This window comes from Xanthomonas arboricola pv. juglandis (genome assembly GCF_001013475.1).
In the GTDB taxonomy this organism is placed as follows: Bacteria; Pseudomonadota; Gammaproteobacteria; order Xanthomonadales; family Xanthomonadaceae; genus Xanthomonas; species Xanthomonas arboricola.
This window is the reverse complement of the sequence record NZ_JZEF01000004.1, coordinates 14,440-28,164: the sequence shown is the minus strand read 5'-3', so window position 1 is coordinate 28,164 and position 13,725 is coordinate 14,440. Positions and strand designations below refer to the sequence as shown.

Below are 13,725 nucleotides of genomic sequence, written 5' to 3'. Positions count from 1 at the left end.
AGCATGAACGTGCCGTATCAGATTCCGGGCCGCGCGCCGGACGAAGACCGCAGCCAGAACGTATCCAATTATTGGCGCGAGCGCTTCACCGAAGAATCGTATTACACCGAAGGTGACCGCTACGAAGATTACGAGGGTGCCTACCTTGCAGGACATGAGGCGCGTATCCGCGAAAACGCACGCGCCTACGATCAGGTCGAAGCAGAATTGCACCGTGAATGGGAAGCCAACCGTGGCACCGATGGCTTGAGCTGGAGCAAGGCCCGTCACGCCGTCAAGCGTGCCTGGGAAAATGCGACAGACTTCGTGAGTGGCGACAGCAAGTCCAAGCCCTGAAGACAACAACGCCACCGTCGAGGTGGCGTTGTTGTATCGGTGTGTGGGTGCTGCGTCAGTCCAGTGGCGGCGGTACCGCGCGCGAGTAATGCGATGCGATGGCGACATCCATCGCATCACGGGTGTTCTTCTGCACCGCAACCGCACCAAACAGGCTTAATGCGTAGGCCATTGCGTAGAAACCTTTCTCGCTCAGCAGCAGGGTCGCGTTGATCAAGCCGATTGCCAGAAGCAGCAGCGCGATGACCAGCGAAAACCAACAGATCGCGTAGTACAGTCCCGTCACCGGAATTCCATCTGCGCGGTCACGCACACTCTTCTGCAACGACACCGATGCGAACAGGCCAAACAACAGCAGCGTGAAGTAATAGCCTTTTTCGTTGAGCATCATCTGCGCGTTCCATAACCCGACCAGGTAGGCAATGCCGCCCAGCAGCAATGCAGCCCAGGATGCGGCGATAAAAGCAGGTGACGTTTTTTGCGTGGCAGCCATGGAAACTCCTTTTCATGGTGAAGCAGTAATGTGGGACGCACACGTCTCACAAAGAAAGTGATCTACGACAAGGCGGCCTTGAAGGCGTCGTGTAAGGTACTTTAAAACCCGACGCAGGACACGTTGCGGGAGGGCTGCAACGCAACTGCGCCCATTCCCTGGAGGACCTCATGTCTGTCCGACGTCTGCTTGCCCTGGCCTGCTCGGCCAGCTTGTTCACCGCCGCCGCCGCATGTGCCGCGCCTGCCGTCGCGCCCGCGGCCGCCATTCCCAAGGCGCAGTGGCCGTTCCAGGCCACCACCGTTGCCGATTTCGACGAACCCTGGGCAATGACCTTCCTGCCCGACGGCAGCCTGTTGGTCAGCGAAAAACGTGGCGCATTGATGCGGCTGGATCTCAAGACCAACCGCAAGAGCGCCATTACCGGCATTCCGGCGGTGGCGTACGGCGGCCAGGGCGGCTTCGGCGATGTCCTGGCGCATCCGCGCTTTGCCAAGAATGGCCTGGTTTATGTCAGCTACGCCGAACCGGGACAGGGCGACACCCGCGGCGCAGCAGTGGCACGCGCCAAGCTCACGCTGGATGCCAGCGGCGGCGGCACGCTGTCGGACCTGAAGGTGATCTGGCGCCAGGATCCCAAGGTCACCGGCAACGGCCACTTCGGCCACCGGCTCGCGTTCGGCCCGGACGGCAAGCTGTGGATCAGTTCCAGCGAACGCCAGAAGTTCACCCCCGCCCAGGACATGCAAGCCAACCTTGGCAAGCTGATCCGTCTCAACGATGACGGCAGCGTGCCGGCCGACAACCCGTTCGCTGCGCAGGGCGGCGTTGCCGCGCAGGTGTGGTCGCTGGGTCACCGCAATACTCTCGGCCTGGCCTTCGACGGCAAGGGGCGCCTGTGGGAACACGAGATGGGCCCGCTGGGCGGCGATGAGTTGAACCTGATCCAGCGTGGCGCCAACTATGGTTACCCGATCGTCTCCAACGGCGACAACTACGACGGCACCCCGATCCCGGATCACAACACCCGCCCGGAATTTGCCGCGCCCAAGATCAGCTGGACACCGGTGATCTCCCCAGCCGGCTTTGTGATCTACAGCGGCAAGCAGTTCCCGGCATGGCGCGGCAACGGCTTTATCGGCGGCTTGTCGTCGATGTCGCTGGTGCAGGTCTCGCTCGGCGATCAGCCACGCGAGGTGGCCCGTTATGACATGGGCGCGCGCATTCGCGAAGTGGAACAGGGTCCGGACGGCGCGCTGTGGTTGCTGGAAGACGAAGCCAGCGGCAGCACCGGGCGCCTGCTCAAGCTGACGCCCAAGAGCAAGGCAGCAGTCGAGAACGAGGCATAACTCCGCAAGATCGCGCCCAGGGGAGTCGTGCCACCGCCACGCGTCGAATGCGTGCTGGCGGTGGCCACGATTTTCGCCGCGAAGCCGTCTTCGATCCGGTGCGGTGTATGGCGCGATACATGCAGATGCGCGCAGACCCGTAGCCCCGCATCGACCAGGCACGTGCCTGCGTCTTCTCTGACCCGATGACGGCGCGCCCTTTGGCCACGTCCGTCACCGTCACGTCAAACCCGGTGCAGTAGCCGCACTCCGCTGCATGTCGCGTGAGTGCGCCATACCACGCCTGCGGGTGTTCAGGCCTCCAGCAACTCGAACGTCACCGCCTCGCCACTCTTGGCCGAGGCGCACACCCACACATCGAACACGCCCGGCTCGGCGCCAAACACATTCTTGTGGTTGGTAAAGGCCAGTGCGTCACGCGTCAGGGTGAACACCACGTCCGTACTTTCGCCAGGCTGCAACAATACCTTGCGGAAACCCTTGAGTTCGCGCACCGGGCGCACCCGGCTGGCCACGCGATCGTGCACATACAGCTGCACCACTTCTTCGCCGGCCACGCGGCCGGTGTTGGTGACGCGCGTGGTGATGGTCAGGGTCTGGTCCCAGCCCAGCTGCGCGCTGCTCAGCTGCGGCTGCGCGTACGCAAAGGTGGTGTAGCTCAAGCCGTGGCCGAACGGATACAACGGCTCGTTGGGCATCTCGCGCCAGCGTGCCTTGTACTCGGACAGCGTCGGCAGTTCCGGGCGGCCGGTGCGCAGATGGTTGTAGAAATACGGCTGTTGCCCGGTCACCTGCGGAAAGCTGATCGGCAGACGCGCGGAGGGGTTGTAGTCGCCGAACAACACGTCGGCCACGCCGGTACCGGTCTGCGTGCCCAGGTACCAGGTCACTGCAATCGCATCGGCATCGCGTACTGCACCGCTCAGGGCCAGCGCTCGGCCATTGCGCAGCAGCACCACCATCGGCGTGCCGGTGGCGGCAATGGCTTCGGCCAATGCCTGCTGCGCCGGCGGCAACACGATCTCGGTGCGCGACTGCGCCTCGCCACTGAAGCGCTGCGGCTCGCCCAGCGCCAGTACCACCACATCGGCGGCCTGCGCCGCATCGATGGCGGCGGAAATACCGCCCGGCAGCGCCTCTTCCAGGCCACAGCCCGGCACCACCGTCAGATGCTCGCTGTCGACCACCGCGCGCACACCCTGCTCCAGGGTCACGTAGCGCTGCTTGTCGCCGAACAGTGTCCAGCACCCCTCAATGTTCTCGCGGTCCTGCACGAACGGCCCGATCAACGCGATGTGCTGCCCGCTTTTCTTCAGCGGCAACACCTCGCCCTGGTTCTTCAGCAACACGATCGAACGCCGCGCCGCATCGCGCGACAACGCATCGTGCGCGGGCAGATGCGCGGTGTCGGCTTCGCGTGCCGGATCCAGCGAGCGGTACGGGTTGTCGAACAACCCGATCGCCTCCTTGAGCTGCAGCATGCGGCGCACGCTGGCGTCCAGCGTGGCCATCGGCACCTCGCCGCTTTCCACCAGCGATGGCAGATGCGCGGCATAGAAGCCGCTCTGCATGCTCAGATCCAGGCCGGCCAGGAACGCCTTCTTGGTCGCATCGCGCTCATCGGCGGCATAGCCGTGCGCAATCAGCTCCATGTCGGCGGTGTAGTCGGAAATCACCACGCCGGGGAACTGCCATTCGCCGCGCAGGATCTCGGTCAGCAACTCGTGGTTGGCACTGGCCGGCACGCCGTTGATGTCGTTGAACGAGGACATCACGGTCAGTGCGCCGGCATCGAAGGCGGCCTTGAACGGCGGCAGGTGCACATCGCGCAGGGTCTGCGGCGCGATGTCCACGGTGTTGTATTCCATACCCGCAGCCACGGCACCGTAGGCGGCGAAGTGCTTGGGGGTGGCCAGCAGGCAATCGTCGGCCTTCAGATCGCTGCCCTGGAAGCCGCGCACGCGGGCGGCGGCAAACGCCGCGCCCAGCACCACGTCTTCGCCGGCGCCTTCCGCACCCCGGCCCCAGCGCTGGTCGCGCGCGATGTCCACGGCCGGTGCGTAGGTCCAGTGCAGGCCGGCGGCGGTCGCTTCGATCGCGGTGGCGCGCGCGGTGCGCTCGGCCAGCTCGGGCTCGAAGCTGGCCGCCTCGCCCAGCGGGATCGGGAACACCGTGCGCATGCCGTGGATCACATCCGCCGCCAGGATCACCGGGATGCCCAGGCGGCTTTCTTCCACCGCCACCTTCTGGATCTGCACGCCCAGCGCGGCGCCGACGCCATTGAACAACGAGCCGACCCGGCCTGCGCGCACCTGCTGCAGCACCTCGTCGGCGTTGAGCACATTGGCTTCGGGATTCACGTCCGGCGCGAACGGCCGCACCATGTCGGCGAACACACCCAACTGTCCGACCTTCTCTTCGACGGTCATCTGGGCAATCAGGGTTTCGATACGATCAGCAGCCATGAGATCCTTGAGAAAACGTTTACATGGCCGTCAATTCTAGCCTGACGCGACCGCGAGGGGGCAAGTGTCGGGATTTGGAATTGGGGATTGGGGATTTGTCGGGTCCGGTTGAACCGCGCCTTGGGGGGCTGGGGATCGGTCGCGTGGTCGTGGATCGCTGGTCCCGCGCCACCTAGGTCTTCCGGGGCGCGGCCATGAATCGGAACTCGCGACCGGTGCCGCGGCCGGTGGCCGTCAGCGGGCCCGCTCGCGCTCGATGATCACCCCCACCGCCTGCGCGCCGCGCACCGCACCGGGCTTGCTCAGCTTCAACCGCAGCCAGTGCACGCCGAACTCGTCCAGCACGATCGCCGCGCAGCGCTCGGCCAGGGTCTCCACCAGCCCGAAGTCCGAGGCCTGCACGAATTCGATCAGCCGCTTGCTCACCGCCTTGTAGTTCAGGGTATCGGCGATGTCGTCGCTGGCGGCCGGAATGCGATTGTCGAAGCCCATCTCCAGATCGAACCGCAGCGTCTGGCGGATGCGCCGCTCCCAGTCGTAGATGCCGATCAGCGCATCGATTTCCAGGCCTTCGATAAAAACTTTGTCCATAGGTGGGGAATCGGGAATAGGGATTAGGGAATGGTGAGAAGCACAAGCAACGACACGGCAGCGCGAACGGAATCAAAGTAGCGCTTTTACGATTCCCGATTCCCGATTCCCGATTCCCGATTCCGCCGCCAGCGGCGGTAGCGCGGCCATATCCCAACGCGGCGTCACATGCACTGCCGCGTCGGCGCGCTCGCCGGCCTCCAGCCGCAGCGCGCCAGCGAAGGCGATCATCGCGCCGTTATCGGTGCACAGGGCCGGCCGCGGGAAGCACACCCGGCCGCCGCGCCGCTGCGCCGCGTCCTGCAGACGTGCGCGCAGGCGCTTGTTGGCGCCCACGCCGCCGGCCACCACCAGGGTGTTGCAGTCGGCCGCGTCCAGCGCGCGCAGGCATTTGATCGCCAGCGTCTCCACCACCGCATCCTCGAACCCGCGCGCGATGTCCGCCCGCGTGGTGTCGGACTGGTCGCTGCCGCGCCAGGCCAGCAGCACCTGGGTCTTGAGCCCGCTGAAACTGAAATCCAGCCCGGGCCGGTCGGTCATCGGCCGCGCGAACTTGTAGCGCCCCGGGGTGCCGGTTTCGGCCAGCGCCGCCAGTTGCGGCCCGCCCGGATACGGCAGGCCCATCATCTTGGCGGTCTTGTCGAAGGCCTCGCCGGCCGCATCGTCCAGCGTCTCGCCAAGCACCTCGTACTCGCCCAGCGCCTTCACCGACACCAGCTGGGTGTGGCCGCCGGAGACCAGCAGCGCCACGAACGGCGGCTGCGGCGGGTCGTCTTCCATCAGCGGCGCCAGCAGATGGCCTTCCATGTGATGCACGCCGATCGCCGGCACGTCCAGCGCCCAGGCCAGCGACCGCGCCACACCGGCACCAACAAGGAGTGCGCCGACCAGGCCCGGGCCGGCGGTATAGGCCACCCCATCGAGTTCGTCGATACGCAATCCGGCCTCGTCCAGGGTCTGGCGGATCAGCGGCAGCAGCTTGCGCACATGGTCGCGGCTGGCCAGCTCCGGCACCACGCCGCCGTATTCGGCATGCAGCGCGATCTGGCTGTAGACCGCGTGGGCCCGCAGCGCCGGCACGCCCGACAGCGCGGTGTCGTAGACCGCCACGCCGGTCTCATCGCACGATGATTCGATCCCAAGAACTTTCACGGCAACTCGGCAGGCAGGGACATGCGGCCTATTTTCGCAGCTTTTGCCCTGCGCAGATCGGCCAGGGGCGATCTGCTGCGCGGCCGTGTCATCGCCACCGGATCACCCGCAAGCGCAGGCTTTATCAGGCTTGTTCGCGCAGATGCTGCAGGGGGCTTGCAGGTCGTTGGCAAGTCGTTATAATGCGCGGCTCGCCGGGGCAACCCGGAAATTCCGTCACGCGAGTCCGCTCGCACCCGCCCGGGGCTCCCGGACGGAAATCCCATTATCTGGAGAACCCATGCCCAGCGTTAAAGTCCGCGAGAACGAGCCCTTCGAATTTGCGCTCCGCCGTTTCAAGCGCACCTGCGAAAAGGCCGGCGTGCTGGCCGAAACCCGCAAGCGCGAGTTCTATGAAAAGCCGACCCAGGAGCGCAAGCGTAAGGCTGCCGCTGCTGTGAAGCGTCAGTTGCGTCGTTCCTCGCGCGACGTCACCAAGCGCCAGCGCTTGTATTGATCGAACGCGGTTCCTTGCCGACGGGCATGCGCTGAAGGCGCGGCCCATCGGAGTGGAACCCAAGAGCCGGCACGCGCAAGCGTCGCCGGCTTTTTGTATTGGTCCGCTGCCAGGCGACCGCTGCGTTCTGCGCAGCTGCAGAGCCGACCGGCATCGCTGCCGCCATCCGCGCCTGCCCGGCCCGACTTCCTGCCGATGCACAGCGCCCGTCATGGCGCATCGGCACATCAGCAACACGCACTCCCAGGAGTTACACCATGCCCCTCAAGCAACAGCTCACCGATGACATGAAAGCCGCCATGAAGTCCGGCGACAAGCACAGCCTGGGCGTGATCCGGCTGATCAATGCCGCGATCAAGCAGAAGGAAGTGGACGAACGCGTCGAGATGGACGATGCCGCCGTGATCGCCGTGCTCGACAAGATGGTCAAGCAGCGCAAGGACTCGGTCACTCAGTTCGAAGCCGCTGCACGCGACGACCTGGCGCAGATCGAGCGCGAGGAGATCGTGGTGATCGAGCGCTACCTGCCGGCCAAGATGGGCGAAGCCGAGATCGTCGCCGCCATCCAGGCAGCCATCGCGCAGACCGGTGCCAGCAGCCCGGCCGACATCGGCAAGCTGATGGGCGCACTCAAGCCCAAGCTGGCCGGGCAGGCCGACATGGGTCTGGTCTCGACGCTGGTCAAGCAGCATCTGGCAGGCTGAATCTTCGCCCGCGCAGTGCCCAGTGCCCGATGGCCAGGGCACTGCAGCCAGCCGCCCGAGTGCGGCTGGCTGCAGCGCCTTTTCAATAGCAGCACACGCGCAACATCCAGCGCCCGCTTTCACCCGATCTTTGAACACGCCCTGTTAGAACACCTTCGCCAGCACAGGTCCGGGTGAAGCATTCCGCATGCCGGCATCACCTCACGACGCCTGCGCACACAACGGCATGCCCAAGGATTCCCCCGCCGGTGACGAAGCTCTCAACCGAACACCTGCAGAAACATCTGAGCCGCCTGCAGCGCAGCCTGCCGATGGCACTGCTCAATCGCTTTCTCGAGATCGACGTGATGACGCAGGCCGCGTCGCTGTCGTTCTACGCCTTGCTGTCGTTGGCACCGCTGCTGGTGCTGCTGCTGTGGCTGACCGCATCGCTGTATCCACCTGCACAGGAAGCGCTGGTGCAGCAGATCGCGCAACTGGCTGGCGGTAGCGCGGCGGAAGTGGCCGACACGGTGATCCGCAATGCCACCGATCAACCCGGAGTCGGGTCGTTGGCCGGACTGTGGAGCACGTTGCTGCTGTTCATCGGCGCCACGGCGGTGTTTGCGCAGTTGCAGAACGCCCTGAACCTGATCTTCCGCACCGACAAGCAGCGCCTGGAAGGCCTGATGGCGTGGCTGAAGAAGCGTGTGTTCTCGTTCGGCGTGATCCTGGCCCTGGGCTTCTTGTTGATCGTGTCGATGATTGCCACCACCGCGTTGCAGGTGGTGTTCGCACGGCTGCCATCGGTGCTGCCGGCGATTGGCTACATCACCACCCTGGCGCTGTACTCGCTCGCCTTCGCTTTTCTGTATCGCTATCTGCCCGATCGCACCGTCAACTGGCGGCAGGCCTTCGTCGGCGGTGTGATCACCGCGCTGTTGTTCGCACTGGGCCGCTACGGTATCGGCCTGTACATCGCCAAGGCCGCGCCTGGCAGCGCATACGGTTCGATGGGCACCTTGGTCATCCTGCTGGTGTGGATGTACTACGCCTCGGTGGTGTTCTTCGTCGGCGCCCTGCTGACCGCGGTGATCGACGAGCGCGTGCGCTCGCATCGCAAGCTGCGCGAGGCCGGCGTGGATACGGACAACCTGCCGCCGGTCGCCGCCGAACCGGATGCCGCGCCGCAGCCGCAGGAAGCACCGACGCGCAATTGATTGCGCATGCCGCGCCGGGTGCCGCGCGTACCCAGGCGGCATCCACCGCTTCGCTGAGGGCCCTCGCTCACTGAAATCGGCGCGCGCCGGCGGCTGGGATATCCTAGCGGGATGGCCCGCATCCCCGACGCATTCATCGACGAACTGCTTGCACGCACCGACATCGTCGAGGTGGTGGGCGGTCGCGTGCCGCTCAAGCGTCAGGGCAAGGAATACTCGGCGCGCTGCCCGTTCCATGACGAGCGCTCGGCCTCGTTCACGGTCTCGCCGACCAAGCAGTTCTACCACTGCTTCGGTTGCGGCGCGCACGGCACCGCGATCAGCTTCCTGATGAATTACGACCGCCTCGAATTTCTCGATGCGGTCGACGAGCTGGCCAAGCGTGCCGGCATGGAAATCCCGCGCGAGACCCAGCAACGTACTCCGCAACAGCAGGACGACAGCCGCGAGCTGTATTCGGCACTGGAAGCGGCGACCAAGTTCTTCCAGCGTCAGATCGAGGGCAGCGAACGCGCCCGCGACTATCTGGACGGCCGCGGCGTGGATGCCGACAACCGCGCGCGTTTCCAGATCGGTTACGCGCCCGATGGCTACAGCGCACTGAAGGACACGCTGGGCACCGATGCGCGCCGCATGAGCGTGCTCGAACGCGCCGGGCTGTTTTCCAAGAACGATCGCGGCCATGTCTACGACAAGTTCCGCGACCGGGTGATGTTCCCGATCTTCGACCGCCGCGGGCGCGTGATCGCCTTCGGCGGACGCATCATGGGCGCGCCGGCCGACGGCCGCGACCCGGGGCCGAAGTACCTCAACTCGCCGGAAACCGCGCTGTTCCACAAGGGCCGCGAGTTGTACGGCCTGTGGCAGGTGCGCCAGGCCAATCAGAAGATCGAGCGGCTGATCGTGGTGGAAGGCTATATGGACGTGGTCTCGCTGTTCCAGTTCGGCGTCACCCAGGCGGTGGCCACGCTGGGCACGGCGACCACGCCCGAACATGCCGAGTTGCTGTTCCGTAACGCGCCGGATGTGTACTTCTGCTTCGACGGCGACAACGCCGGCCGCAAGGCGGGCTGGCGTGCACTGGAATCGGTGCTGCCACGCATGAAGGACGGCCGCCAGGCGTTCTTCCTGTTCCTGCCCGATGGCGAGGACCCGGACACCATCGTGCGCAAGGAAGGCGCGCAGGCCTTCGATCAGCGCCTGAAGCAGGCCACGCCGCTGTCGCAGTTCTTCTTCGACGAGATGTCGCGCGAGATCAACCTGCACACGCTCGATGGCAAGGCGCGGCTGGCCGAACGCGCAAAGCCGATGCTGGCACAAATCCCCGAAGGCGCGTTCGGCGACCTGATGAAGCAGGAGCTCTCGCGCCTGACCGGCGTGGGCGTCAGTCAGGCGGCGCAGGCGTCCACATCGCAGGCACGGCCACCTGCCCGCATGGGTGCACCCGCGCAGAAACGCAGCCTGGTGCGCGCGTCGATCGCGATCCTGCTGCAGCGGCCGTCGCTGGCGATGAGCCTGGAGGGCGACCACGATTTTTCCGGCCTGCGCCTGCCCGGCATCGACCTGTTGATGGAACTGCTGGCACTGGTGCGGCAACGCCCGGAAATCAGCACGGGCGCGCTGCTGGAACACTTCGCCGAACGCGACGAACAGGCCGCGCTGCAGAAACTGGCCGCACAGGCATTGCCCGGCGACGAGCACAGCTGGGCGATGGAACTGCATGACGTCGTTGCGCAACTGGACAAGCAATTGCTGCGTCAGCGCCTGGACGAACTGCAGGACAAGCAGCGCGCGCAGGGCCTGGACGACACCGACAAGTACGAATTGCGCGAGCTGTTCAAGGCGCTTGCTGCGTTGTAGTGCGGGTAACGCGAGGGGATCGGCTTACGCTGTCGTCTGCGGGCCAGGCGCGCACGCTGCACGACGCCATGGCCCAGTTGCACCGGCAACTGCTGCAGCAGCGCATTGAAGCGCTGCAGACAAGGCAACACGCACACGGACTCGATGAGATCGACCAGCACGCACTGCGCGCACTGCCGCGCCTGCGTTCGGGCGCGCGCCGGGCACCCGGCGCATGCTGTCAGACCAGCTGTTGCCGACGCAGCCGGCCAGCCCTGGCCGCCGCATGCAGGTGCGCGCTCATAGCTGCTTGAACAAGGTCTTGGCCATCGAGCCGAGCGCCGCGCTGACCGCTTCGATCTTGTCGGCATCGGCCAGTGCGGCCTGGCCGGCATGCGCGGTCAGCCGCTCGATCAGGGCATCGCGTGCGGGCGCGCCGTCGGCACTCTGGGTCTGCGGCGTACCGGACACCGGCGTGAGCCATGGGGCAATCAAGGCCTGATAGGCGGTGGTGTGCTGGGAAGCCATCTGCTCGAGAAATTGCACGACCGTGGTGGGGGTGCCGGTGAGCGTGCCGGTCAGCGGCTGGTTGGCGATCTGCCGGTAGTTCACCGTGGACGCCACCGCATTGGCGATGGCCACATCGACCAGCACATCGATCTCCTTGATCGGCGCATTCCCGTACAGCGTCTTGATCTGACTCAGCATCGGCACGGTCCAGGCATGCGGCACGCAATCGAGCGTGTTCCACAAGTCGGCATTCCATATCTGATACGGCGCCGCGCCCGGTGCTGGAGAGGGCAATGTCTGTGCATACAGCGCGGCGAACCCGCCGTTGCCCGGCGTGGCGCCGGCGGTGGGATAGCAGTGCACGGCGCTGAAATTGTCCAGTTTGCCGTTGGTCTTCAACCAGGTCGCCAAGGTCGGCGACAGCGCACCGCCCAGGCTGTGTCCGGCAAAGATCACCGTCGCCTTGCTGCCATCCAGCGCTTGCAGGAAATCCAGCAGCGTCGTGTTCGGCGCCAGTGCGGTGGAGGGACTGACCATGTTGAGCAGATGCCACACACCGGTGGCGGCGCCCATCGAGATGACCGCCGAACCCGGCTTGACGGGTTTCTTCGCCGCAACCGGCGCGGTGCCGAGCAACGGCGTGTAGGTCGCAAAATCCACCACCGAGGACACATCGAAGTCTTCGGTGAACCAGTCGTAGAGCGACTCCGGGTTGGTGGCGCTCAGCGCGACCACATATGCCTCGCCGATGCCCGGCATGGCGTCGGTATGGGCGACGTACATGGCATTGCCCGACAGCGACGAATCGGCCGCCTGCCAGACCTGCGGCCCCCACACCAGTTGCCAGTCGCCGATCCTGTCCTGGGTGTCGGCCGATGCCAACGTCTGCAGCAACGTGGCCTGGTAGTCCGCCTGCAACGCCGGCTGGCTGCCTGTGCGATCACCTACCCAGTTGGCCAGGGCGGAAAGCGCAAAGGTCTGTTGATATTGGTCGTAGCGCATGGACTGGCTCCTTTCCTTAGGCCTCGCGTGGAAACACGAGCGAACACGGATGCGGCATGCGGGCACCGTTTGGGCACGGAGGCGCGCGACATGTGCAACCGGAATCTAACAAAGGATGTGCGTGCCAGAAGCGCCCGCGCAGCGGAATCTCGACGCATCGCACGAATCGCTCACCACACCGAGCGGCGCCATCCGCAACGCTGCAGGCAGGCGCAAGCGCATGCTGCTGCCGGAGCCGGTGCGAGCACGCATGCGTCTTCGGCCTTCGCTACGCGGCCGACTCGCACGGTGCACGCTGGCCTCTACAATGGCACTCTGCAGACAGCCCCTCCCCCTGAATACGCACGATGATCAAACACTGGCTGGCGCGGTTGCGCATTGATCCATTCACCCTCGCGCTGCTGTGCACGGTCACGCTCGCCTCGTTCCTGCCGGTCTCCGGCACCGCCGCGGCGGTCATGGACGATGTCACCGACGTGGCGATCGCCGCGCTGTTCTTCCTGCACGGCGCGCGCCTGTCGCGCGAGGCGGTCAAGGCCGGCGCGCTGCATTGGCGCCTGCATCTGGTGATCCTGGCCTGCACCTTCGTGCTGTTCCCGCTGCTCGGGCTGTTGTTCAAACCGCTCGCGCATCTTGCGCTGACACCGGAGCTGTATATCGGCGTGCTGTTCCTGTGCGCGCTGCCGTCCACGGTGCAATCGTCGATCGCCTTCACCTCGATGGCGCGCGGCAACGTGCCGGCAGCGGTGTGTGCCGCCTCGCTTTCCAGCCTGCTGGGGGTGTTTTTCACGCCGTTGCTGATGGGCGCCCTGGTCGGCAGCCAGGGCGCGATGGCGCACCCGGCCGAGGCGATCGGCAAGATCCTGCTGCAGTTGCTGGTGCCGTTCCTGGCTGGCCATTTCATGCGCCCGTGGATCGGCGGCTGGGTCGAACGGCATCGCGCCGTGCTGCGTTACACCGACCAGGGCACCATCCTGCTGGTGGTCTACACCGCCTTCAGCGCATCGGTGAACGAAGGCCTGTGGCAGAAGACGCCGTTGCCGGCCTTGCTCGCGGTGCTCGGTGCCGCCGCGTTGTTGCTGACGGTGGCGATGCTCTCGATCACCTTCATCGCGCGGCGCCTGCGCTTCAACCGCGCCGACGAGATCGCGATCGTGTTCTGCGGTTCGAAGAAGAGCCTGGCCACCGGCGTGCCGATGGCCAAGGTGATGTTCGCCGGCGGTGGCCTGGGCGCGATCGTGTTGCCGATCATGCTGTATCACCAGCTACAGCTGATCGTCTGTGCATTCGTTGCCGCGCGTTATGCGCGCACCGCGCCGGGCGAGCCGCAGATCACTCCCGGTGGTCATTGAAGGTAACGGCCACTGCACGGCGGTGGTCTGATCGATGGCACCTAGCACAGCCCGCGCTGCATGCCCTGCAAAGGCCTGCTTGCCGCCGGTGCGTTGCCTGCGCGCCATCGCCGGCCCGCTACGCCCGGCGCGACACCGGTTCGCGTTGCGTGCCGGTGCCGGTTGTAAGCAGATATACAACGGTTATGACGCACTCCGACGCTGGCACAGTGCCGCTCGCTAGAGTGTTCGATCCAC

Annotated in this window: 12 protein-coding genes; 7 read left to right on the top strand and 5 right to left on the bottom strand. The window is 65.6% G+C overall.

Annotated features, from left to right (window positions below; genetic code table 11):
* Window positions 1-3 precede the first annotated feature (3 nt).
* On the top strand, window positions 4-336 hold the full coding sequence (locus XARJCFBP2528_RS15070; protein WP_016902822.1) for a hypothetical protein: 333 nt from the start codon (window positions 4-6) through the stop codon (window positions 334-336).
* 55 nt (window positions 337-391) lie between these two features.
* Here XARJCFBP2528_RS15070 and yiaA read toward each other — a convergent pair whose 3' ends face one another.
* A complete protein-coding gene (gene yiaA, locus XARJCFBP2528_RS15065) occupies window positions 392-829 on the bottom strand; it encodes an inner membrane protein YiaA (RefSeq protein ID WP_026064399.1) in 438 nt (145 codons plus the stop codon).
* A 170-nt stretch (window positions 830-999) separates the two neighbouring features.
* Here yiaA and XARJCFBP2528_RS15060 point away from each other — a divergent pair, with 170 nt between their 5' ends.
* Complete coding sequence (locus tag XARJCFBP2528_RS15060; protein WP_016902820.1) at window positions 1,000-2,178, top strand: PQQ-dependent sugar dehydrogenase; 1,179 nt, start codon at window positions 1,000-1,002, stop codon at window positions 2,176-2,178.
* A 293-nt stretch (window positions 2,179-2,471) separates the two neighbouring features.
* Here XARJCFBP2528_RS15060 and XARJCFBP2528_RS15055 read toward each other — a convergent pair whose 3' ends face one another.
* From XARJCFBP2528_RS15055 to tsaD, 3 genes are all read right to left on the bottom strand, one after another.
* Window positions 2,472-4,643 (bottom strand): glycoside hydrolase family 3 N-terminal domain-containing protein, encoded by a 2,172-nt coding sequence (locus XARJCFBP2528_RS15055; protein WP_016902819.1) that lies wholly within the window; start codon window positions 4,641-4,643, stop codon window positions 2,472-2,474.
* 234 nt (window positions 4,644-4,877) lie between these two features.
* On the bottom strand, window positions 4,878-5,234 hold the full coding sequence (gene folB / locus XARJCFBP2528_RS15050) for a dihydroneopterin aldolase (RefSeq protein WP_024938857.1): 357 nt from the start codon (window positions 5,232-5,234) through the stop codon (window positions 4,878-4,880).
* Between the two features lie 72 nt (window positions 5,235-5,306).
* Window positions 5,307-6,386: a tRNA (adenosine(37)-N6)-threonylcarbamoyltransferase complex transferase subunit TsaD gene (gene tsaD / locus XARJCFBP2528_RS15045; protein ID WP_026064397.1), complete on the bottom strand. Its 1,080-nt coding sequence runs from the start codon at window positions 6,384-6,386 to the stop codon at window positions 5,307-5,309.
* Window positions 6,387-6,666: 280 nt separating this feature from the next.
* On the opposite strand from tsaD, the gene rpsU reads away from it, so the two are divergent.
* From rpsU to dnaG, 4 genes are all read left to right on the top strand, one after another.
* Window positions 6,667-6,882: a 30S ribosomal protein S21 gene (rpsU, locus tag XARJCFBP2528_RS15040; RefSeq protein ID WP_002808376.1), complete on the top strand. Its 216-nt coding sequence runs from the start codon at window positions 6,667-6,669 to the stop codon at window positions 6,880-6,882.
* 257 nt (window positions 6,883-7,139) lie between these two features.
* Window positions 7,140-7,586, top strand: a complete 447-nt coding sequence (locus XARJCFBP2528_RS15035; RefSeq protein ID WP_016902816.1) for a GatB/YqeY domain-containing protein — start codon at window positions 7,140-7,142, stop codon at window positions 7,584-7,586.
* Between the two features lie 248 nt (window positions 7,587-7,834).
* Entirely contained in the window at window positions 7,835-8,785 is a 951-nt protein-coding gene (locus XARJCFBP2528_RS15030; RefSeq protein ID WP_016902815.1) for a YihY/virulence factor BrkB family protein, read from the top strand.
* Window positions 8,786-8,896: 111 nt separating this feature from the next.
* Window positions 8,897-10,645 (top strand): DNA primase, encoded by a 1,749-nt coding sequence (gene dnaG / locus XARJCFBP2528_RS15025; protein ID WP_016902814.1) that lies wholly within the window; start codon window positions 8,897-8,899, stop codon window positions 10,643-10,645.
* A 279-nt stretch (window positions 10,646-10,924) separates the two neighbouring features.
* Here dnaG and XARJCFBP2528_RS15020 read toward each other — a convergent pair whose 3' ends face one another.
* A complete protein-coding gene (locus XARJCFBP2528_RS15020; RefSeq protein ID WP_016902813.1) occupies window positions 10,925-12,136 on the bottom strand; it encodes a lipase family protein in 1,212 nt (403 codons plus the stop codon).
* Between the two features lie 347 nt (window positions 12,137-12,483).
* On the opposite strand from XARJCFBP2528_RS15020, the gene XARJCFBP2528_RS15015 reads away from it, so the two are divergent.
* Entirely contained in the window at window positions 12,484-13,488 is a 1,005-nt protein-coding gene (locus XARJCFBP2528_RS15015; protein ID WP_016902812.1) for a bile acid:sodium symporter family protein, read from the top strand.
* Window positions 13,489-13,725 lie beyond the last annotated feature (237 nt).

Excerpts from the sequence above, each read along its gene's own strand:
- dnaG (WP_016902814.1), top strand. The coding sequence starts at position 8,897 with ATGGCCCGCATCCCCGACGCATTCATCGACGAACTGCTTGCACGCACC.
- XARJCFBP2528_RS15060 (WP_016902820.1), top strand. The coding sequence starts at position 1,000 with ATGTCTGTCCGACGTCTGCTTGCCCTGGCCTGCTCGGCCAGCTTGTTC.
- XARJCFBP2528_RS15055 (WP_016902819.1), bottom strand. The coding sequence starts at position 4,643 with ATGGCTGCTGATCGTATCGAAACCCTGATTGCCCAGATGACCGTCGAA.
- rpsU (WP_002808376.1), top strand. The coding sequence starts at position 6,667 with ATGCCCAGCGTTAAAGTCCGCGAGAACGAGCCCTTCGAATTTGCGCTC.
- XARJCFBP2528_RS15015 (WP_016902812.1), top strand. The coding sequence starts at position 12,484 with ATGATCAAACACTGGCTGGCGCGGTTGCGCATTGATCCATTCACCCTC.
- folB (WP_024938857.1), bottom strand. The coding sequence starts at position 5,234 with ATGGACAAAGTTTTTATCGAAGGCCTGGAAATCGATGCGCTGATCGGC.
- yiaA (WP_026064399.1), bottom strand. The coding sequence starts at position 829 with ATGGCTGCCACGCAAAAAACGTCACCTGCTTTTATCGCCGCATCCTGG.
- XARJCFBP2528_RS15020 (WP_016902813.1), bottom strand. The coding sequence starts at position 12,136 with ATGCGCTACGACCAATATCAACAGACCTTTGCGCTTTCCGCCCTGGCC.
- XARJCFBP2528_RS15070 (WP_016902822.1), top strand. The coding sequence starts at position 4 with ATGAACGTGCCGTATCAGATTCCGGGCCGCGCGCCGGACGAAGACCGC.
- XARJCFBP2528_RS15035 (WP_016902816.1), top strand. The coding sequence starts at position 7,140 with ATGCCCCTCAAGCAACAGCTCACCGATGACATGAAAGCCGCCATGAAG.